Here is a 20,312-nt window from a genome sequence, read left to right as displayed (position 1 = left end):
TGTCAGGCGGCCTTGGCCTGCTTGATCGAATCGAAGGCGGCAAAGAGCCGCTTGCGGGTGCCTGCGTCCAGCGCTTCCAGCGGCGGGCGCATCGCGCCATAGCCCTCATCGCCATGGATATGGCCGACCAGCGCCTTCACCGCCGCCAGCACCGGATGCGAGCAGATCTCGTCGACCAGCGCATTCACCACCGGGCTGTCCTTGCCCTCATAGACCATCGGGCGCAGCAGGCCGGGAACCAGATTGGCGAGGCCGCAGATCGTGCCCTCGGCCCCGTTGCGCACCGCCTTGGCGAGCTGGCGCTCGTCGCCGACGAGGATCGCGAGTTCGCCATGCGCCTTCAGCAGCGCCTCGGTATTGGCGTAGCTGCCCGAGGAATCCTTGACGCCGACGACGAGGCCAGGGAACGCGGTCTTGAGCCGTTGCACCAGCCCGACGCTGATATCGACCGCCGTCACCGAGGGGATGTGATAGACCACGACATTGCGGGCGGAGGCGCCGAGCTTCTCGAAGAACTGCGAGAACCAGACATAGAGCCCCTCGTCGCTGACGCCCTTGAAGTAGAAGGGCGGCGCGACCAGCAACCCCTTCGCCCCGGCATCGAGCGCGATGCGGGCCTGCTCCACCGCCTCGTTCATTGAGGCCGCCGCGATGCCCGCATAGATCTGCCTGGCCGGGTCGATCCCCGCCCCGATCAGCGCGCCCATCATCGCGGTGCGCGCCGGCAGGCCCAGCGCCGCGCCCTCGCCCGTCGTGCCGAACAGCGTGACGGAATCGCAGCCCTCGGCCAGCACATGGCGGGCGTGATGGACGAGACGCGGGAGGTCGACGCTGCCGCCATCCCGCATCGGAGTGGTGATCGCACAGGAGAGGCCGAAGCGGGTCTTTTGGGTGGCCATTTGAGAGGGCTTTCAGGGCTGAATGTTGACTGACATGTTAGAATGAAGACAGAGCCGCCCGCAAGCGGTCCGGCGGACTTGTCTCTAGCCGTCCTTGAGGCCTCCGGCAGAGAGCCCGGCAACGATCTGGCGCTGGGCGATGACGGTGACGAGCAGCACGGGCAGCGTCACCAGCAGCGCCGCGGCAGCAAGCGGCCCCCAGGAGATCTGTTCGAAGGTCAGGGAATTGTAGACGGCCGAGGGCAGCGTCCGGCTCGCCTTGCCGCCGAGCACCACCGAGAAGATGAAGTTGTTCCAGGAGAAGATGAAGGCGAGGATGCCGCCGACGACGATGCCCGGTTTCGCCAGCGGCAGAGCGACATGGCGGAAGGCCTGCCAGGTCGTGGCGCCGTCGATGCGCGAGGCGTCTTCGAGTTCCATGGGAACGTTCTCGAAATACCCGATCATGATCCAGACGATGATCGGGATGGTGATGACGAGATGGGTGATGACCAGCGCCGTAATGGAGCCCACCAATCCCGTGATCTGGAAGAGCAGGAAGAGCGGGATCAGGTAGGACAGGGCCGGCGTCATCCGCGCCACCAGGATCAGCACCGCGAATTTATGCGCCTTGCCGCGCGCGATGCCGTAGCCGGCGGGCACGCCGACCAGCAAGCCGAGCAGCACCGCCCCGCCGGTGACCAGGATCGAATTCCAGAGATAGAGTCCGAAATTGTTTTGCGCGAAGACGTCGACATAGTTCTTCAGCGTCGGCGGATCGGGAATGAAGACCGGCGGGAAGGCGGTGTTGTCGAGCTCGTTCTTCAGCGACAGCGAGATCATCCAGAGGAAGACCAGCACCGCCGGCGAGACCAGCACGAAGACCGAGGCCCAGAAGCCGAATTTCTTGAGCGCGCGGTTCATCACGCGTTCCACTTCGACTTCTGCCGGGCATAGAGCAGCAGTAGCGAGAGCATGATGATGATGACGAAGAAGATCACCACGACGGCCGAGGCGTAGCCGATCTTGTAGAACTGGAAGGCCTGCAGATAGAGGAAGATGTTCAGCGTCTCCGACGCCGTGCCCGGCCCGCCCTGCGTGATCACGAAGATCGTATCGAAGGCCTTCAGCGCATCGATGGTGCGGATCACGATCGCGACCATGATGAAGGGCCAGACCAGCGGCAGCGTGATGTGCCGGAACATATGCCAGTCATTGGCGCCGTCGATCAGCGCGGACTCGTAAGGTTCTCGCGGCAGCCCGGCCAATCCGCCGAGCACGATCAGCATGACCAGCGGCGTCCAGTGCCAGACCTCGACCAGGACCAGCGTCGGAATCACCGTCGACGACTCGTAGACCCAGCCGGAAGGCCCGATGCCGACGAGCGAGAGCAGGTAGTTGAGCACGCCGAGCTGCGGGTGGAACATCATCGTCCAGACCAGCGCGACCGCGACCGGTGTCGCCATCATCGGCATGACGAAGATCGTGCGTAGCACGCCCCGCATCGGAAACTCGCGATGGAAGACCAGCGCCGCCGCCGTGCCGAAGACGATCGGCAGGACCACCGCCAGCACCGTGAAGTAGAGCGTATGCCCCATCGACTCGATGAAGCGCTGGTCCTTCATCAGCTCGGCGAAGTTGCCGAGGCCGACGAACTCCACCCCGCCGCCGATCTTCCAGTCCTGCCCGGACATGTAGAGCGTGAACAGCCAGGGGAAGACGATCACCGCCGCGATCACCAGCACCGCCGGCAGCGAGAACAGCCAGTAGCGCGGCGTGAAATCCGCCGAGGCCGCGGCCACGCTCGCTTGTGTCGTACTCGGCATGCTGGCTGGCAGGGACGTGCTGGTCATGCGGTCTGCTTCACTGGAAACCAATCGTCATGCTCGCCCTTGTGGCGAGCATCCACGTCTTGAACACAGCCTGCGATGCGGGAAGACGTGGCTGGTCGGGACAAGCCCGACCATGACGCTCCCGCTTCGCGCCCTCAGCCCTGCTCGCTCTTGGCGAGCACCGGCGCGAAGGTTTCTGTCGCTTTCTTGAGCTCGGCCGCGACATCCGCCCCGCCGATCATGTTGGTGAGCCCCACGCCGAACACGTCGCGGAACTCGGTCACCGGCACGATCTGCGGCAGGCCGGCCCGCGCGATCTTGGCCGAGGCCAGCAGGCACTCGAAATACTGCTTGCCGAACTTGGAACTCGCGATCGTCTCGGTGTCCAGATAGGCCGAGGAACGGCCAGGCGCGCCGGCGCCGGCCTTGAGCATGGCGATCTGGTTCTTCTTGTTGGTCATGAACTGGAGATAGAGCCAGGCCGCCTCCTTCTTCGAGGAGCCGCGCGAAATGCCCATGCCGTCGGCGAACATGCCGGCGTGATGCGCCTTCGGCCCCGGCGGCGTCACGCCGTAGCCGACCTTGCCGACGATGCGTGACTTGGACGGGTCCTCCAGCGGTGTGGCGAAGCCGATGCCGTCGAGCCACATCGCGGCGCGGCCCTGCATGAAGCTGGTCTGGCACTCGTTCCAGTTGAAGCCGACCTGGCCGACCGGGCCGGTCTCCTTGTTGAGCTTGCGATAGAGCTCCGCCGCCCAGATCGCTTCCGGCGTATCGGTGAGCAGCTTGCCCTCGGGCGAAACCGTCTCCATGCCCTGGCCGAGCATCAGCGAGGTCCATACGGGGACGTTGGCGTTCTTGAGGCCGCGCGAGACGAAGCCGGCGACGCCCTTCGCGGGGTCATGCAGCTTCTGCGCGGCGGTGAACATCTCGTCCATCGTCTTCGGATAGGCGACCTTCTTCGCGTCGAAGAGCTCCTTGTTGTAGTAGATCATCCAGTAGTCGACGAAGAACGGAATCGTATCGAGCGCCCCGTCGGCCTGGCGCGCATAGGCGACCGGGCCGGCACCGAAATCGGCGAAATCGAAATCCGGCGCGGTCAGCGACGCGTTCTTGATGTAGGGATCGAGGTTCTCGAACCACTTGCCCTTGGCCGCCATGCGCTTCTGCACATGCAGCGAGATGCCGCTGACGTCGAAGCTCGGCTTGCCCGAGGCGAACTCGATCACCGCCTTCTGGCGCTGCTGCTGCTCCGGCACCTGCTCGGCCGAGACCTTGATGCCGGTGAGTTCGGTGAACTCCTTCTCCGCCGCCTGCATCAGGTCGGAGCGCGGGTTCTTGACCAGCAGCACGTCGATCGTCTGGCCGGAGAACTTCTTCCAGTCGAACGCCCCTTGCGCCTGCGCCTTGCGCAGCACGAAGGGCGAGGCGATCGCGGCGGCGCCGCCGGCCAGCAGGACACGGCGGGTCGGCTTGAGAAGATGGTCGGTCATCGGCGTCCTCCCCAGGACTTGAACACGGCCCGTTTCGGGCCTTTGATGGCGCGCGGATCACGAGGCGGAACGCCACCTCCCGCTTCCGCGATCGGGCTGAACGCTAATCTCCTTTCGGGCCGGTTGCAAGCTAACATGTTGGCGTGCACATAGTAGTGTCACATCTCCCCTGCCGCCGCCGAACCGCCGCGAGAGCCGCCCGTGACGAGCCCGCCCCGCATCGATTCCCACCAGCATTTCTGGCGCCTCGCCCGCGGCGACTATGGCTGGCTGACGCCGGCGCTCGGCCCCATCCATCGCGATTTCGAACCTGCCGACCTCGCCCCGCTGCTGGCGCAGCACGACATCGCATCGACCATCCTCGTTCAGGCCGCGCCGACCGAAGCCGAGACGCATCACCTGCTCGCCATCGCCGCCGCCGCGCCCTTCGTCGCAGGCGTCGTCGGCTGGACCGATTTCGACGCACCCGACGCCCCCGCCCGCATCGCAGCCCTCGCCGCCGATCCGCTGCTCGTGGGATTGCGCCCCATGGTACAGGACATCCCTGATCCCGGCTGGCTCGCGAAGCCCGCCCTCGCGCCGGCCTTCGCGGCGCTGAAGGAGCACGGCCTCGTCTTCGACGCGCTGGTGAAGCCGCCGCAAATCCCCGCGCTTCTCACGCTGCTGGAGCGCGAGACGGACCTGCCCGTCGTCATCGACCACGGCGCCAAGCCGGACCTCACCGGCGCCGACCTCTCCGCCTGGCGCGGCGGCATCGCGGCGCTGGCGGCGAGGCCGAACACCACCTGCAAACTCTCCGGGCTCGTCACCGAGGCTGCGCCCGGCTGGCGCGAGGCGACACTGGCGCCGGCCGTCGCGCAGCTGCTGGCCTGTTTCGGGCCGGAGCGCCTGCTGTGGGGCAGCGACTGGCCGGTCGCGACACTTGCCGCCAGCTACGACCAGTGGCTCGCTGCCGCCGAGCGCCTCACCGCGACACTCACGCAAGCCGAGCGCGCCGCAATCTTTGGCGGCAACGCCGCCCGCATCTACCTGACGAAGAGGGGCCGCCGCCCGTCATGCTGAAAAATCTCGACCCCGTCCTCTCCGCCGACCTGCTCTGGGTGCTCGCCGCGATGGGCCATGGCGACGACCTCGCGCTGGTCGATGCCAACCACCCGGCCGAGACCATCGCCAGTTCGACCACCAGCGGCCGCCTGATCCGCCTGCCCGGCCTGACGATGCAGCGCGCCGCCCGCGCCATCCTCTCGGTGCTGCCGATCGACGATTTCGAGCCCGCACCGCTCCGGCGCATGGAAGTGGTCGGCGATGCCACCGCGATCCCCGATGTCCAGCGCGCGGTCCAGTCCGAAATCGACAAGGCGCTCGGCCGCCCCGCGCCGCTCGCCGGCATCGAGCGTTTCGCCTTCTACGATCAGGCGCGACGGGCTTTCGCGGTGGTGCAGGTCGGCGATCCCCGTCCCTATGGCTGCTTCCTGCTGCGCAAGGGCGTCATCGCCGGCGAGCCGGGCTAGCTCACGAACCCTTGGCGACGGCCTGCTTCAGGCGCGCGACGGCCTCCGCCGCACCGGACCGAACCGTGATCTCCAGCGTCGGCGCCTCGCGCTCGATCATCTCGATCAGCGTCTCCGGCGTGATCTCGGCCCGCTGCTGGGTCAGCTTCAGCACGGCATTGGCGATGATGTTGGGCCAGTACGCCGCCCCGCCCTTGGCCAGCCCCTTGGCCTTGCGGCCCTCGAATTCCTGGGCGAGCTGTTCGGGGGTCTTCTTGGCCATGGTCTCTTCACCTGTTTCGGATCGAGCCGCTGCCTATCACGAAATGCGCAGCCCTGCCTGCCCTCTTCGACCGCACTGCCCTGCCCGCGCATCGGGCCTGCGACAATCGCATTTGCAAGCAGGCGCGACGCAAGGCAGGAGCGGCGCCCGAGGCGAAGCCTGTGATGCCGCCGCCCGTTCAGGACCAGACCATGCCCCGCCTCGCCTTGCTCGCCGCTCTCGCCGGCCTTTTCCTCGCCGCGCCCGCCGCCGCCCGGATCACCGACCGGGAGCAGAGCTGCGCCGACTGGCTGAAATCCGGCGCCCACCGCAAGAGCGAATACTCAGCCCCCGTCGCGAACAAGATCAGGGCCTTCTGCGCCGCCAATCCGAAGATGAAGGCGATCGACGCCGAAATGACGATGACGGGGGATTGAGCGGAAACGTTACGCTCCCCGTCATGGTCGCCCTTGTGGCGACCATCCACGTCTTCGCCGATGCAGGTCGTGTTCAAGACGTGGATGCTCGGGACAAGCCCGAGCATGACGGCCGGTTTCCGTGCATGCATCTTCGCCGCCCGCGTTGCCGCGTTCGTTGATCGATGAGGGGCAGCGGAGCGCCGCGAGGCGCGGGGTATCGGGCCGCTTCCATTGAGCCAGGATGCGGCGCGGATGGATTGAGCCACCATCCGCACGCCCCGTGGCGCTCCGCTTGCCGGCGTTCTTAAGTCTCCGGGCCGCGCTTATACGGCATGGCGTTTCGCTGACCTGCGGACCTCGACGCCAGTTCGGCAGAGACGCTTGCGCGATCTCCTTTGTCTCGTGCAGCGGATGATCCCGAAACGGGCCAAGCCGTTTTCGGTCCGCTGCCGGCCTTGTCGCGTCCTGGCCCCGCAGAGGCGGTGCCGCCATGCCTTCCAGCGAGCTCCTCGCACAGGGGCCGTAGTACCCCCAGGGCGGTGCCCCGAAGCCTCCCGGGAGTGGGTCGTAACCCCACCCGCAGGCGCCGCCCCCGCCCCGCCAACGGCATACCTCCGGATGGCTGCCCCTCGGGGACGAGGTGGGCTGAGGATAGGGGTGGGGTGAGAGGGCGGGGATAAGTTTTCTCAACGGCAATCACTACCAGTCCGCTCTGGCTTCAGTGTGGTATTTTGGCCTTGCAGCCATAAATCTTACCAGCGAGCCGTTCAGCAATATTGCGGAACTGCGGAAAGTCTTTCATGAATTTTCACTCTAGAATTAAATGCGGGCTTTCATTAACAATAGAGAATACACAATTGCAATATTGTTTTATTTTCGAAATAGAATCAATTACGTCTATAAAACTAACATCAACGGCATCATCATTGTGATGAACTATGTTATTTCTTTTAGTAACAAATGAAGAAATAAAATCCTTATGAGCTTTAAATTCATCATTAGAATCGATGTCGATCCCTATATACTTAAACGCCCGTATAGTCTTATCTATATTTGCCGATATGATTTCATTAAATTTTCCACGGTCCAAGCCAGTTGAAAAACGCTCAAAGCGCAAATGATCCTTTTTAACGTCACTATAAAGAGACCAAACCAGAACGTTTCTCGGTATATTTGATGCACTAATTCTATCATCTATTATTCTAAAATAAGAATATGAAACCTCCTGTATAAAAGCTTCTAATATCGAGCAAGTGCTAACAATATACGATTTCGTAAAAACATTAGCAAAATTCACAAACAATTCATCAGGCGCCTCAGATATAATTCTATTGTTTGATTCCGAAACAATCGAAATCAAGTTATCAAACTGCTCCAGAAATCTCTGCAAAATGCTATTATCAAGCACCGATAGCTTCCTGAAGCTTTTTATTCCACTCCAAATTTCTTTTATTAATTGATGATTTCCTCTGAAGCCCTCCAGCGGTTGATTTCCTGAAAGAAGGAGAGTTGCAAAGGTCTATGAAAGCCGCTCTGATTTCCTCTCTTTTTGCATTAAGTGTCTTTTTGGTAAAACTCCCTAGGGAGTTCATTAGCAAATCATAGTATACAACCCCCTGCCTCCGTCGATCCTTTCCGATGTCAGAAAAAACCTCGTCATCATCGAAAACGACAAGACAAGAAGATAGGCTCTTATCAAAATCGTCTCGTAGATTCTTAAGCTTCTTATCGTCGTACTGAGAAGCAGCCTTCATATATTTATCCAAGAATTTTGCTAAATTTCCCTCGTAGCTATCCGCTGACTCGCGGAACGCAAAATATCGAAGCACAAGCTCCTCCGACTCACGCGCATCTCGCTTCGACCTGCCGTCTTTCCCAAGGCCGAAATTCTTTACTATCTCGTTTCCTGACAACTCTTGTAGCAACTTATCAAAAGAGCCAGGGTAGAGCGCATGCCTGATCTCTTGATCAGACAGTGAAACAGCGCCCTTGTTTAGTCTTGCAAAGATTTCAGTGATAAGCTCGTCAGGATTCTCCCGACGCAATATAATACACCTAATCGTAGTTGTCTCCAACTCAGACTTATATTTACCAATCTCAGAGAATTTTTTTCCATTCAATTTAGAAAATGAGGTCAAATCCTCCAAAGGAAACTCGTCATTGAAAAATCTAAGTACTGTCGTTATTCTTTGAACACCGTCAATTACAAGATGATTTCCGTCCTTCGTTTCAGCGAAATAGCACGAAGGCAAGGGAATTCTCATTAAGCACGACTCGATAAATTTCGAAGCCCGCGCCCAACCCTCTCGATCCCATTTGTATTTTCTTTGAAACTCGGGATCGAGTATGAGCTTTGGAGGGTTAGATTTTGCGCGTTGAACCAATGTCTCGAACGGATAATCTACCGTATTCAAGCTGAGCGTCGTTTCGGCCGACATCAAAATCGATTCCCGCATTCTGCAATATTCTAACGGTGCCACGAAGATGGGGGCATCGGCAACATGTCGCCTGTCTTTTCGCGTGGTCTTCAAAGCAACCTTGACTCCCCGCCCCCTCCCATCCTACCCCCATCGACGGGACACGCCCCCCCAACGGGGCGCGCCCATCTGTAAGGATGGAGACATCGATGGCGAATACCGCACCTAGCACGCGTCCGCGCGTGCCTAATTTCTCGTCCGGCCCCTGCGCCAAGCGCCCCGGCTGGGCCCTCAAGAACCTCTCCGACGCCCCGCTCGGCCGCTCGCACCGCGCCAAGATCGGCAAGGACAAGCTGAAAGCTGCGATCGACCTGACGCGCGAGGTGCTTGCCGTTCCCGCCGATTACCGCATCGGCATCGTGCCGGCCTCCGATACCGGCGCCGTCGAGATGGCGCTCTGGTCGCTGCTCGGCGCCCGCGGCGTCGACATGGTCAGCTGGGAGAGCTTCGGCGCCGGCTGGGTCACCGATGTCGTCAAGCAGCTCAAGCTCGCCGATGTCCGCACCTTCGACGCGCCCTATGGCGAATTGCCGAACCTCAAGAAGGTCGACACGAAGAACCGCGACGTCGTCTTCACCTGGAACGGCACCACCTCGGGCGTGCGCGTCGTCGACGCGAGCTGGATCGCTGAGGATCGCGAGGGGCTGACCATCTGCGACGCCACCTCCGCCGCCTTCGCCCAGCGCCTCGATTGGCAGAAGCTCGATGTCGTCACCTTCTCCTGGCAGAAGGTGCTCGGGGGCGAGGCCGCTCATGGCATGATCGTGCTCTCGCCCCGCGCCATCGCCCGGCTCGAAAGCTACAAGCCGGCCTGGCCGCTGCCGAAGATCTTCCGCATGACCTCGGGCGGCAAGCTGATCGAGGGCATCTTCACCGGCGAGACCATCAACACCCCCTCCATGCTCGCGGTCGAGGACTATATCGACGCGCTGGAATGGGCCCAGAAGGTCGGCGGCCTCGACGGCCTGGTGAAGCGCGCCGACGGCAATGCCCGCGTCATCGCCAAGTTCGTGCGGGAGAACGACTGGATCGACTTCCTCGCCGTGAAGCCGAAGACGCGCTCGAACACCAGCGTGTGCCTGAAGTTCACCGACCCGGCCGTCACGGCCCTGCCGGCGGACGCGCAGGCGGCCTTCGCCAAGCAGGTCGTCTCGATCATCGAGAAGGCCGGCGCCGGCTACGATCTCGGCCATTACCGCGACGCCCCTCCCGGCCTGCGCATCTGGTGCGGCGCGACCGTCCAGTCGCGCGACCTCAAGGCGCTCACGCCCTGGATCGCCTATGCCTTCGCCGAGGCCAAGGCCGGGCTCGGCAAGAAGGCGGCGTAAGCGCTTCGCCCTGTCATTCCGGGGCGCGGGCTTTGCCCGCGAACCCGGAACCCACGACCGGGCGAGCCCTTTCCACCGCCTCTTCCAGAACCATAGCGTTGCACCTCGTCGTGGGTTCCGGGTTCGGCTTCGCCGCCCCGGAATGACAGGCGGGGCGCCCTCCCCCTTCTCAGCGCCAGACCGCTCCTTGTGCAGCGCGGCGCCAGCCGGAGCCTTCCATGCCCGCCCCAAAGGTCCTGATTTCCGACGCCCTCTCCCCCGCCGCCGTCCAGATCTTCAAGGACCGTGGCATCGACGTGACCTTCGATCCGAACCTCGGCAAGGACAAGGACAAGCTCGCCGCGATCATCGGCGATTATGACGGCCTCGCCATCCGCTCGGCTACCAAGGCGACCGCCAAGCTGCTGGAGCAGGCGACGAACCTCAAGGTCATCGGCCGCGCCGGCATCGGCGTCGACAATGTCGAGATCCCGGCCGCGACCGCGCGCGGCGTGATCGTGATGAACACGCCGTTCGGCAACTCGATCACCACCGCCGAGCACGCCATCGCCATGATGTTCGCGCTCGCCCGCCAGATCCCCTCGGCCGATACCTCGACCCAGGCCGGGAAGTGGGAGAAGAACCGCTTCATGGGCGTCGAGATCACGGCCAAGACGCTGGGCCTGATCGGCGCCGGCAATATCGGCTCGATCGTCGCCGAGCGCGCCATCGGCCTGAAGATGCGCGTCATCGCCTATGACCCCTATCTCTCAGCCGAACGCGCGGTCGCGCTCGGCGTCGAGAAGGTCGAGCTGGACGAGTTGCTGAAGCGCGCCGACTTCATCACGCTGCACGTCCCGATGACCGAGAAGACCAAGAACATCCTCTCGGCCGAGAACCTGGCGAAGACGAAGAAGGGCGTGCGGATCATCAACTGCGCCCGCGGCGGCCTCGTTGACGAGCAGGCGCTGGCCGACCTGATCAAGTCCGGCCATGTCGCGGGCGCCGCCTTCGACGTGTTCTCGCAGGAGCCGGCCGAGACGAACCCGCTCTTCGGCCTGGAGAACGTCGTCTGCACGCCGCATCTCGGCGCCTCCACCAACGAGGCGCAGGAGAATGTCGCCCTGCAGGTCGCCGAGCAGATGAGCGACTACCTGCTGAAGGGCGCGATCACCAACGCGGTCAACTTCCCCTCGATCACGGCGGAAGAAGCGCCGCGCGTGAAGCCTTTCGTCGATCTCGCCGAAAAGCTCGGCTCCTTCCTCGGCCAGCTGACGGAAGCGCCGGTCAAGGGCATCCGCATCGAGTACGAGGGCGCGGTCGCGAGCCTGAACCTCAAGGCAATCTCAGCCGCCGCGATCACCGGGGTGCTCAGGCCCTTCCTGCCCGAGATCAACATGGTCAACTCGGCCATGGTGGCGAAGGAGAAGGGCATCGTCGTCGAGGAATTGACCCGCGAGGTCGCCGGCAATCTCGAAAGCGTCATCCGCATTGTCGTCGAGGCCGAGGACATGCCGCGCCATGCCTCCGGCACGGTCTTCCATGACGGCAAGCCGCGCATCGTCGAGGTCCGCGACATCGCCATCGATGCCGAGTTCGCGCCGCACATGCTCTATGTCCGCAATGCCGACAAGCCGGGCTTCATCGGCCAGTTCGGCTCGCTGCTCGGCGGCGCCGGCGTCAATGTCGCGACCTTCGCGCTCGGCCGCGACAAGCCCGGCGGCGACGCGATCTGCTATGTCGCGGTCGACGAGCCGATCTCGGATGAGTTGCTCGACAAGATCCACGCGATCCCGATGGTCAAGCGCGCCCGGCGCCTCAAGTTCTGATCCGCCGGTCCGGCGCCCCAGCGCCGCCGCAATTCTCGTCCCCTGTGGTGCGCGCCACAGGGGATTTTCATGTCTGCCCGCCTTCGTCTCGCCGCCACAGCCCTCGCCTGCCTGACGGCCGTCCCGGCCCTCGCCGACTGGGACCGCGACAAGCTCGACAAGGCGATCGAGGGCATCGAGCAGCAGGCCGAGGGCCGCCTCGGCGTCACGCTGATGGACTTGCGCGACCGCAAGCTCTGGTCGCATCGCGGCTCCGAGACCTTCCCGATGCAGAGCGTGTTCAAGCTGCCGCTGGCAGTCGCGGTGCTGCAGCAGGTGGAGGCGGGGAAGTTCAGGCTCGACCAGCCGATCACCGTCACCCGCAAGGATTTCTCGCTGTTCCACAGCCCGCTGGCCAAGGCCTTCAAGGGCGAGCGCAACGACTATCCGCTGCGCGAACTGATCCGGCTCGCGGCCGGCGAGAGCGACAACACCGCCGCCGACTTGCTGATGCGCGAGATCGGCGGCCCGCAGGTGGTGACGAAGATGCTGCGCGACGGCGGCATCCAGGGCATGTCGGTCGATCGCTACGAGCGCCAGTTCCAGCCGGAGATCTACGGGCTCAAGGGCTTCGGCTGGGATCAGGTCGTCGACGAGAAGGCGTTCCGCGCCGAGCTCAAGGCGATGCGGCCGCGCCTGCGCATCGCCGCCCTGTCGAACGCGCTCAAGGACAAGCGCGACGCCTCGACGCCGGAGGCCAGCGCGCAGTTCCTGGAGGCCTTCGCCAAGGGCAATTGGCTGCGCGACCCCGCGTATGCCGCCTTGCTGACGCAGATCATCACCGAGACCAAGGTCGGCGCCGATCGCATCAAGGCGGGACTGCCAGCGGGCTCCCGGCTCGCCCACCGCACCGGCGCCGGGCTGACGACGGATGGAATCAACCACGCCACCAACGATATCGGCATCGCGACGCTGCCGGACGGCCGGCGCTTCGTCATCGTGACCTATCTCGCGGGTTCCCGCGCCGATGCCAAGGAGCGGGAGGCGGCTCTGGCGGATGTCGCGCGGCTCGCGGTTTCGGCGCTGCGCTGAGAGCGGTCGCCTGAGCCGGCGTCATGCTCGGGCCTGACCCGAGCATCTCTGGGCACGAAAGCTCCTCTTCCTTGCAAGAGATTCTCGAGTCTGCGCTTCGCTTCGCCCGAGAATGACGGCGAGACTTTACTACCGCCCCAATCGCTCGGCGATGAAGATGCCGCCGAGCACCAGCACCAGCGCCAGCGCATGATAGAGCCCGAAGGGCTCGCCGATGATGAGCACGGCCAGGATCGGCGCGAAGACCGGCACGAGATTGACGAAGACGCCGGCCCGGCCGGGCCCGATCAGTTCGATCGCCCGCATGAAGGAAAGCTGCGAGACCATCGAGGGGAAGATCACCGTGAAGGCGAGGATCAGCCAGCCCTGCGTCGTCGGGATATAGGAACGTCCCAGCGCGATCTCGGTCGCGAGCAGCGGCAGCGACGCGATGCAGGCGAAGCTCGCCATCGCTATGAAGAAGACGAGGCCCGGCACCGGCGGCCGCTTGCGGACGCCGACGGTGAAGCCGGCATAGAGCACGCAGGCGATGATCATCAGCACGTCGCCGGGCACGAAGCGAAAGGCCGTCAGGGTATGGATGTCGCCGCGGCTCGCGGTGACCACGACGCCGAGCAGCGTGACCGCGACGCCGATCCCCTGCATCAGGGTGATCCGCGTGCGGAACACCAGGAAGGCGCCCATCAGCACGAAGACCGGGATCGAGCCTTGCAGGATGCCGATATTGATCGCGCTGGTCGAATAGGCCGCGAGATACATCAGCGTGTTGAAGGTGGTGAAACCGAGCGCACCGAGCAAGGCGATCAGCCGCCAATGCGCCCGCAGCACCGGCCAATGCGTCCGCAACTGGTCGCGCAGCAGCCAGGGCATGATCGCGCAGACCGCCACCCAGCGCAGTGAGGTCAACATCATCGGCGAGATGTTGCCGACGGCGAGCCGGCTCGCCACGGCATTGCCGGCCCACATCAATGTGGTCAGCACCATCAGCAGGTAGGCATTGCCCCAGGCGCGTTGCAGCCAGGTCTGGGTGGGGTGCACGTTTCGACCCTGTTGCGAGAAAGGGCTCATGCAATACCCTTGCGTGTACCCCGCTCATATGAGATCGGGCGCACACCTGCCCGTCGCCCTGCGCATCCCTGCGGAATATCCCGATGATCGAAACCAGCGCCCGCCCGCTCCGCCTACTCTTCGTCGACGGCAACATGCACGAGACACGCGAAGGGCTGCGCAAGGCTTACGGCATGGCCTATGGCGAGGCCTATGCGGCCGAGATCGCGGCGATCGCGCCGGACATCGTCTCCGATATCTGCCTGCCGGCCGACGAGGGGGCCAACCTGCCGGACAGTGCCGGGCTCGAATCCTATGACGGCATCTTCCTGACCGGTTCCGCCCTGCACATCTACGACATCACCCCGCCCGTGACCCGGCAGGTCGAACTGATGCGGGCGATCTATGCCAGCGGCACACCCTGTTTCGGCTCCTGCTGGGGCGTCCAGGTCGGCTCCGTCGCAGCCGGTGGCACCGTCACCGCCAATCCCAAGGGCCGGGAGACCGGCTTCGCCCGCCGGATCACGCCGACCGAAGCAGGCCGCGGCCACAGGCTGCTCGCCAGCCGCCCCGCCGCCTTCGATGCCCCGGCCATCCATCTCGACACCGTCGCGCTGCCCGCGCATGGCACGACGATCCTCGCCTCCAACGCCTACAGCCAGGTCCAGGCCGCCGAGATCCGGCACAATGGCGGCACCTTCTGGGGCGTGCAGTACCATCCCGAATTCTCGCTCAAGCAGATGGCCGCGATCCTCGGCCGCATGGTGCCGCTGCTGATCGAGGAAGGCTTCCGCAAGGACGAAGCTTCGGCAAAGGCCTGGCTCGACGATCTGCGCACGCTCGACGCCGATCCGGACCGGCAGGATGTCGCCTGGGCGCATGGCCTCGACCGCGAGGTGCTCGATGCCGGGCGCCGCGTCACCGAGCTCCGCAACTTCATGGAGCATCGGGTCAAGCCGCACGCCAGCGCGCGCGGGCGCGCCTGAGCCGTGACCTTGCCATGACGCTGGGCGATCGCTAGATCAGCACCCGCGAGGCCACGACCTCCCCCAACCTGGGACATGTGCCGGGACGACCCGGCAAACCATGGGGGACCCGCTATGGCGTGGCTCTATCTTCTTTCTGCAGGCGTACTCGAGATCGTCTGGGCTTTCACCATGAAGCAGTCGGACGGCTTCACGCGCCCGATGCCCACCGTGATCACCATCGTCACGATGATCGGCAGCTTCGCCCTGCTCTCGCTGGCGATGCGTTCGCTGCCGCTCGGGACGGCCTATACGATCTGGACCGGCATCGGCGCGGTCGGTGCCTTCGTCGTCGGCGTGACCGTGCTCGGCGAGGCGCTGACGCCGATGCGCATCGCCGCCGCCCTGCTGATCGTCTCGGGCCTCGTCATGATGAAGCTCTCGGCGAGCTGACAGCCGCTCTTGCCAAAGCGGCCGGCGCCTTCTAGGCAGGCCGCGCCTCGGGACGACCCGCGGCCTTCGTGAACTCACAGGGGACGGCCCCACGACGCGGAATGCTCCGCGGCGTCGCGCAACCCCGTGAGCGGAGGCCCCTCGCCGTGGCCAATCCCAGTGACCAGTTCATCGTCAAGACCCTCGTACCGTTGCGAGTCGGCGGGCTCGATCTCGGCTTCACCAACGCGGCCCTGATGATGGCGCTCGCCACCGCCGCGATCGCCGGCGGGCTGATTCTGGCGACGCGCTCGCGCGCCATCGTCCCCGGCCGCGCCCAGGCGCTGGCGGAGATGCTCTACGAATTCGTCGCGAAGACCCTGACCGACGCGACCGGGCGCGAGGGCATGCGCTTCCTGCCGCTGATCTTCTCGCTCTTCATGTTCGTGCTGGTGCTCAACCTGTTCGGCATGATCCCAGGCGCCTTCACCGTCACCAGCCATATCGCCGTGACCTTCGCGCTCGCCATGCTGGTAATGGCGACCGTCGTCGGTTACGGCGTGCTGCGCCATGGCTTCGGCTTCCTCAGGCTCTTCGTGCCGCCCGACGTGCCGAAATGGCTCCTGCCCTTCATCACGCTGATCGAGATCGTCTCCTTCCTGTCGCGGCCGATCTCGCTGAGCCTGCGCCTCTTCGCCAACCTGCTCGGCGGCCATATCGCACTCAAGGTCTTCGGCAGCTTCGTCGCGGCGCTGCTCGCGGCTGGCGTCAGCACCTCGTTGCTCGCGCCGCTGCCGCTGCTGATGACGGTCGCGCTCACGGCGTTCGAATTCATGGTCGCGGTGCTGCAGGCCTATGTCTTCACCGTGCTCGCCTGCATCTATCTGAACGACGCGCTGCATCCGGGCCATTGAGTTGCCGGATCGCTCCTGCAAATGCAGGACGCTTCCGGCGCATCCCCCGCCTATCCGCATTCTGGCCCAATTCCGCCTTGGGCACGCCGAATTCGGCAGCGCCAATCACGGCGACGTGATTGCGACCTGGAGGGGATGATCTCGATGCGAAGCCATATTGCCGCAGCCCTGTTTCTCGCACCCGGCCTCGCCGTCGCAGCCGAGACCGAATTGTCGAGCCGGATCGACCGCGTCACGGTCTTTCCGGACGGGGCGGTGGTGACGCGGCTCGGCAAGGCCGACCTGCTGCAGGGCGTCTCGCAGATCGTACTGCGCGGCCTGCCGGCGACGATCGACCCCGCCTCCATTCGCGTCGAGGGCAAGGGCTTGGCGCAAGGACTGGGTGACGGGGCCTTCTCGGTCGGCGCGGTCGATGTCCGCATTACGCCGGGCGATGCCAAGCCCGTGCTCGACACAGTGATGCAAGAGAAGCTCAAGACGCTGCGCGACGAGAAGGAGAAGCTCTCCGGCCAGATCGGCGCGATCGAAGCGAAGCGCGCCACGATCGAGCGCTTCGCGCAGGTCGGCCCCGACAAGCTCGGCCCCGACGGCAAGGCCCTGCCCGTCGGCGACTGGCCGGCGGTGTTCGAGGCGATCGGCACCGCACTGGTCAAGGTCCAGGACGAATTGCGCGGCGCCCGCAACCGCCTCTCCGATGTCGAGGCCGAGATCGCCGCACTGGAGCGCGCCCGCCCGCAGGCCGGCCGCCCCGGTGCGCCGAAGCGCGACATCGCCATCGCCGTCGAGGCGCCGCAGCCGGTCGCGGCCGAGTTCACCGTCACTTATCGCGTTACCGGCGCGAACTGGACGCCGACCTACGAGGCGCGACTGACGACGACCGGCGAGAAGCCGGAAATCGCCCTGACGCGCCGCGCCGAGATTCGCCAGCGCAGCGGCGAGGCCTGGGACGATGTCGCGCTGACTCTCTCGACGACGCGCTCGGCTGGGGGCACGCGCGCGCCGGAACTGACGCCGATGCAGGTGGCCTTCTTCGAGCCGCCGGTGGTCTATGAAAGCCGCCCGCGCGTCAGCGCCGCGCCTGCTCCGATGGCCGGCCGTGCCAAGGCGGAAGCCGAGGCCATGGCGGACGCGTTGGCCAAGCAATCACAGCGCGCCGTCACGGCCAAGCCTGCCGAAATCCAGGTCGCCACGATCGAGGCCGGCGCCTATCAGGCAAATTTCCAGGTGCCCGGCCGCGCCTCGATCCCACAGGACGGCAGCTCCAAGACGGTGACGCTGACCCAGCGCAAGACCGAGGCGACGCTCGCCGCCCGCACAGTCCCCGAGCTTGAGCAGAAGGCCTATCTTGAAGCCGGCTTCGTCCATGACGAGGAGGCGCCGCTTCTCGCCGGCCGCGTCGCGCTGCATCGCGACGGCACCTATGTCGGCATGGGCCAGTTCAATCTGGTCGCGCCCGGCGACAAGGTCGAGCTCGGCTTCGGCGCCGACGATCGCATCAAGGTCTCGTTCGCGCCGGTGAAGCGCCGCGAGAACGATCCGAGCTGGCTCGGCCAGACCCGCACCGACCTGCGCGAGTTCCGCACGGTGGTGAAGAGCCTGCATGCGAAGCCGGTCAAGGTCACCGTGCTGGAGCGCATCCCCTTCTCGGAGAGCAGCGGGATCACGGTCGAGACCATCGCCGCCCAGACCACCCCGCCGACCGAGAAGCAGGTCGGCGACCGCCGCGGCGTCGCCGCCTGGACCTTCGATCTCGCCCCCGGCGCCGAGAAGGAGATCAAGCTCGCCTACCGCATCAAATGGCCCGGCGACCGCGAACTCTCCTACGAAGAGCAGCCGCTGCCGGGGAAGTGAGCCGGCAGCCTTCGCTCAGAGCGTGAGCCCCATCTCGATCTCGCGCTTGCGGCCGAGATCGTTCATCCAGGTCCGGTATTTCGGCTGCATCTCGAGCTGGTGGGCGTAATGCCGCCGCAGCGCCTGCGTCAGCCGGCCGCCGCGGCCGAGCTGCTCGTCGGCGAAGCCGATCATCACCGAGTTCGGCCAGGCCTGCGGCCGGATCTCGCGCAGGCGCGCGAACAACGCATCCTCGTCCTCGGCCGCATCGGCCTGGGCCATCAGCGTCATCATCGCCGCGGTCGAGCGCGAGATACCCATATGGCAATGCACCAGCAGATGGCCCTTGACGCGGCCGGACGCGGTCCCGCGCAGGCCCTCGCCGAAATTCAGGATCTCGCCGACATGCTCCGGCGTCGGCATGATCTGGCCGGGGAGCGGATCGATGATGTCGTGGAAGCGCAGCGTGACGCGATGATGCTCGCCATAGGTCCCGAAGGCATCGATCTCAGCCCGGTCGGGATCGATCACCGAGAGCACATGCGTCACCTCGCGGGCGCTGTTGCCGGGCAGTTCCTCGATGCCGCAGATCGTCAGGGTCGAGATGGACAGGGTCTTCATGGCGCGCCTCTGCTGCGGAGCCCGCCGCGTAGCGCTCTTGCGCCGGCTATACAACCACCGGGGATGACGGGCTGCCCTGCATGATTGCAGCCGGCCCCTGAGGGCCGGCCACGATGATCGTGATCAGGCGGCCTTGGCCTGCCCGAGTTCCTGATCGACGACGCCGACCCAGTAGCGCACGCCATCCGGGATGATCTCGTCGTTGAAGTCGTAGAGCGGCGTATGCAGGCCGACGAAGGAGCCGTCCGGGTTGACGCCGTTGCCGATGCGCATGAACGCGCCCGGACGAACCAGCATCATCTCGGCGAAATCCTCGCCGCCCGTGCCCGGCCGCAGCTCGCCGTTGACCTTCTCGGCACCGACAGCCGCCGACGCCGCGGCAACGCCGACGCGGACCTGCTCGGCCTCGTTCACCAGCGGGCTGGTGCCGCGATGGTAATAGGCTTCGGCCTTGCAACCCCAGGCCTGCGCCGTCGCCGCTGCAAGCTCGCCGATGCGACGCTCGACGAGATCGCGTACTTCCATGGAATAGGTCCGCGCCGTGCCGCCGATGACGAGCTCGGACGGGATGACGTTCGAGGCGTTGACGTCGCCGCCATGGATATAGCCGACGCTGATCACCGCCGTGTCGAGCGGGGCGACGTTGCGGCCGATGATGCCCTGCAGGCCGAGCACGAAATGCGCTTGGGCGTAGGTGATGTCGGTCGAGCGATGCGGCTGCGAGCCGCCATGGCCGCCGACGCCGTGGAAGGTGACCTTCCAGCTATCCGCCGCCGCGAGGAACGGGCCGACCGTGGTGCCGAAGGTCCCGGGCGCCATGCCGGGCGTGTTGTGCAGGCCGTAGATCGCGTCGCAGGGGAAGCGCTCGAACAGCTTGTCGGCGAGCATGGCATTGGCGCCGCCGCGGCCTTCCTCGGCCGGCTGGAAGATCAGGTTGACGGTGCCCTCGAAATCCCGGTTCTCGGCGAGGTAGCGCCCGGCCGCGAGCAGCATCGTGGTGTGCCCGTCATGGCCGCAGGCATGCATCCGGCCCGGGTTCTTCGAGGAATAGGGCAGGTTCGTCGTCTCATCGAGCGCCAGGCAATCCATGTCGGCGCGCAGGCCGACCGCACGGCCCGGCTTGTTGCCGCGGATCACGCCGACGACGCCGGTCTTGCCGACATTCTCGGTGACCTCGACGCCCCATTCACGCAGCTTGTCGGCGACGAGCTTGGCCGTGCGGACCTCTTCGAGGCCGAGTTCGGGATGAGCATGGATGTCGCGGCGGATCGCGGTGAAGGCGGCATGGTGCTGGCCGAGCCAGGCATCGAGCTTCGTCATGGTCGGTGAAATCCCCTCTCCAGTGGCCCGCGGCGGCATGGCCCCTCCATCGCCGCCCGCTGGCCCATAGCCCTTACGCCCGATTGTGGCAGCATCACTGCGCAGATGCTGCAGACCCGCCATGC

The 20,312-nt window shown here is 64.8% G+C and carries 20 protein-coding genes; 10 read left to right on the top strand and 10 right to left on the bottom strand.

What is annotated here, in order from left to right:
* Positions 1-2: 2 nt before the first annotated feature.
* From AC1RLU_RS02065 to AC1RLU_RS02050, 4 genes are all read right to left on the bottom strand, one after another.
* Positions 3-899 (bottom strand): dihydrodipicolinate synthase family protein, encoded by an 897-nt coding sequence (locus AC1RLU_RS02065; protein ID WP_492793654.1) that lies wholly within the window; start codon positions 897-899, stop codon positions 3-5.
* Positions 900-983: 84 nt separating this feature from the next.
* Positions 984-1,802, bottom strand: a complete 819-nt coding sequence (locus AC1RLU_RS02060) for a carbohydrate ABC transporter permease (RefSeq protein WP_082617579.1) — start codon at positions 1,800-1,802, stop codon at positions 984-986.
* Positions 1,802-2,731 carry a carbohydrate ABC transporter permease gene (locus tag AC1RLU_RS02055; RefSeq protein ID WP_061970010.1) on the bottom strand — a complete coding sequence of 310 codons (930 nt, stop codon included), beginning with the start codon at positions 2,729-2,731 and terminating at the stop codon, positions 1,802-1,804. The genes AC1RLU_RS02060 and AC1RLU_RS02055 overlap by 1 nt, the downstream gene beginning before the upstream one ends.
* Positions 2,732-2,865: 134 nt before the next feature.
* Entirely contained in the window at positions 2,866-4,203 is a 1,338-nt protein-coding gene (locus tag AC1RLU_RS02050) for an ABC transporter substrate-binding protein (RefSeq protein WP_091856971.1), read from the bottom strand.
* 201 nt (positions 4,204-4,404) lie between these two features.
* Between AC1RLU_RS02050 and AC1RLU_RS02045 the strand changes: the two genes are divergently transcribed.
* Positions 4,405-5,265, top strand: a complete 861-nt coding sequence (locus tag AC1RLU_RS02045; RefSeq protein ID WP_492793653.1) for an amidohydrolase family protein — start codon at positions 4,405-4,407, stop codon at positions 5,263-5,265.
* Complete coding sequence (locus AC1RLU_RS02040) at positions 5,259-5,714, top strand: RbsD/FucU family protein (protein WP_492793652.1); 456 nt, start codon at positions 5,259-5,261, stop codon at positions 5,712-5,714. Before AC1RLU_RS02045 ends, AC1RLU_RS02040 begins: the two co-directional genes overlap by 7 nt.
* Position 5,715: 1 nt before the next feature.
* Here the strand turns inward: AC1RLU_RS02040 and AC1RLU_RS02035 are convergent, their stop codons facing one another.
* Positions 5,716-5,976, bottom strand: a complete 261-nt coding sequence (locus AC1RLU_RS02035) for a hypothetical protein (protein WP_492793651.1) — start codon at positions 5,974-5,976, stop codon at positions 5,716-5,718.
* 164 nt (positions 5,977-6,140) lie between these two features.
* Between AC1RLU_RS02035 and AC1RLU_RS02030 the strand changes: the two genes are divergently transcribed.
* Positions 6,141-6,392: a hypothetical protein gene (locus AC1RLU_RS02030; RefSeq protein ID WP_492793650.1), complete on the top strand. Its 252-nt coding sequence runs from the start codon at positions 6,141-6,143 to the stop codon at positions 6,390-6,392.
* Positions 6,393-7,182: 790 nt separating this feature from the next.
* Here AC1RLU_RS02030 and AC1RLU_RS02025 read toward each other — a convergent pair.
* Entirely contained in the window at positions 7,183-7,782 is a 600-nt protein-coding gene (locus tag AC1RLU_RS02025) for a HEPN domain-containing protein (RefSeq protein ID WP_492793649.1), read from the bottom strand.
* Positions 7,775-8,812 (bottom strand): DUF262 domain-containing protein, encoded by a 1,038-nt coding sequence (locus tag AC1RLU_RS02020; RefSeq protein WP_492793648.1) that lies wholly within the window; start codon positions 8,810-8,812, stop codon positions 7,775-7,777. The genes AC1RLU_RS02025 and AC1RLU_RS02020 overlap by 8 nt, the downstream gene beginning before the upstream one ends.
* Positions 8,813-9,000: 188 nt before the next feature.
* Here AC1RLU_RS02020 and AC1RLU_RS02015 point away from each other — a divergent pair, with 188 nt between their 5' ends.
* From AC1RLU_RS02015 to bla, 3 genes are all read left to right on the top strand, one after another.
* Positions 9,001-10,179, top strand: a complete 1,179-nt coding sequence (locus AC1RLU_RS02015) for a phosphoserine transaminase (RefSeq protein ID WP_492793647.1) — start codon at positions 9,001-9,003, stop codon at positions 10,177-10,179.
* Positions 10,180-10,397: 218 nt separating this feature from the next.
* Positions 10,398-11,987 (top strand): phosphoglycerate dehydrogenase, encoded by a 1,590-nt coding sequence (gene serA / locus AC1RLU_RS02010; protein ID WP_492793646.1) that lies wholly within the window; start codon positions 10,398-10,400, stop codon positions 11,985-11,987.
* 69 nt (positions 11,988-12,056) lie between these two features.
* Entirely contained in the window at positions 12,057-13,058 is a 1,002-nt protein-coding gene (gene bla / locus AC1RLU_RS02005; protein ID WP_492793645.1) for a class A beta-lactamase, read from the top strand.
* Positions 13,059-13,187: 129 nt separating this feature from the next.
* Here bla and AC1RLU_RS02000 read toward each other — a convergent pair whose 3' ends face one another.
* Positions 13,188-14,096 carry a DMT family transporter gene (locus AC1RLU_RS02000; RefSeq protein ID WP_492793644.1) on the bottom strand — a complete coding sequence of 303 codons (909 nt, stop codon included), beginning with the start codon at positions 14,094-14,096 and terminating at the stop codon, positions 13,188-13,190.
* Between the two features lie 113 nt (positions 14,097-14,209).
* Between AC1RLU_RS02000 and AC1RLU_RS01995 the strand changes: the two genes are divergently transcribed.
* The 4 genes from AC1RLU_RS01995 to AC1RLU_RS01980 all read left to right on the top strand — a co-directional run bounded on the left by AC1RLU_RS01995 (position 14,210) and on the right by AC1RLU_RS01980 (position 18,267).
* The gene (locus tag AC1RLU_RS01995) at positions 14,210-15,091 is read left to right on the top strand and encodes a type 1 glutamine amidotransferase (RefSeq protein ID WP_492793643.1); all 882 of its coding nucleotides are present in this window, start codon (positions 14,210-14,212) and stop codon (positions 15,089-15,091) included.
* Between the two features lie 114 nt (positions 15,092-15,205).
* Positions 15,206-15,523 carry a DMT family transporter gene (locus tag AC1RLU_RS01990; protein WP_061970028.1) on the top strand — a complete coding sequence of 106 codons (318 nt, stop codon included), beginning with the start codon at positions 15,206-15,208 and terminating at the stop codon, positions 15,521-15,523.
* Between the two features lie 146 nt (positions 15,524-15,669).
* On the top strand, positions 15,670-16,416 hold the full coding sequence (locus AC1RLU_RS01985) for a F0F1 ATP synthase subunit A (RefSeq protein WP_492793642.1): 747 nt from the start codon (positions 15,670-15,672) through the stop codon (positions 16,414-16,416).
* Between the two features lie 144 nt (positions 16,417-16,560).
* Positions 16,561-18,267 carry a mucoidy inhibitor MuiA family protein gene (locus AC1RLU_RS01980; RefSeq protein WP_492793641.1) on the top strand — a complete coding sequence of 569 codons (1,707 nt, stop codon included), beginning with the start codon at positions 16,561-16,563 and terminating at the stop codon, positions 18,265-18,267.
* A 15-nt stretch (positions 18,268-18,282) separates the two neighbouring features.
* Here AC1RLU_RS01980 and AC1RLU_RS01975 read toward each other — a convergent pair whose 3' ends face one another.
* Positions 18,283-18,867 (bottom strand): tyrosine phosphatase family protein, encoded by a 585-nt coding sequence (locus AC1RLU_RS01975; protein WP_061970033.1) that lies wholly within the window; start codon positions 18,865-18,867, stop codon positions 18,283-18,285.
* A 123-nt stretch (positions 18,868-18,990) separates the two neighbouring features.
* Positions 18,991-20,187 carry a M20 aminoacylase family protein gene (locus AC1RLU_RS01970; RefSeq protein ID WP_492793640.1) on the bottom strand — a complete coding sequence of 399 codons (1,197 nt, stop codon included), beginning with the start codon at positions 20,185-20,187 and terminating at the stop codon, positions 18,991-18,993.
* Positions 20,188-20,312: the final 125 nt, after the last annotated feature.

The sequence above is a fragment of the Allobosea sp. GW822-FHT05A11 genome, from assembly GCF_058800455.1.
Note: the sequence above shows the minus strand (reverse complement) of the source record. Positions and strands in the feature narration are given on the sequence as shown.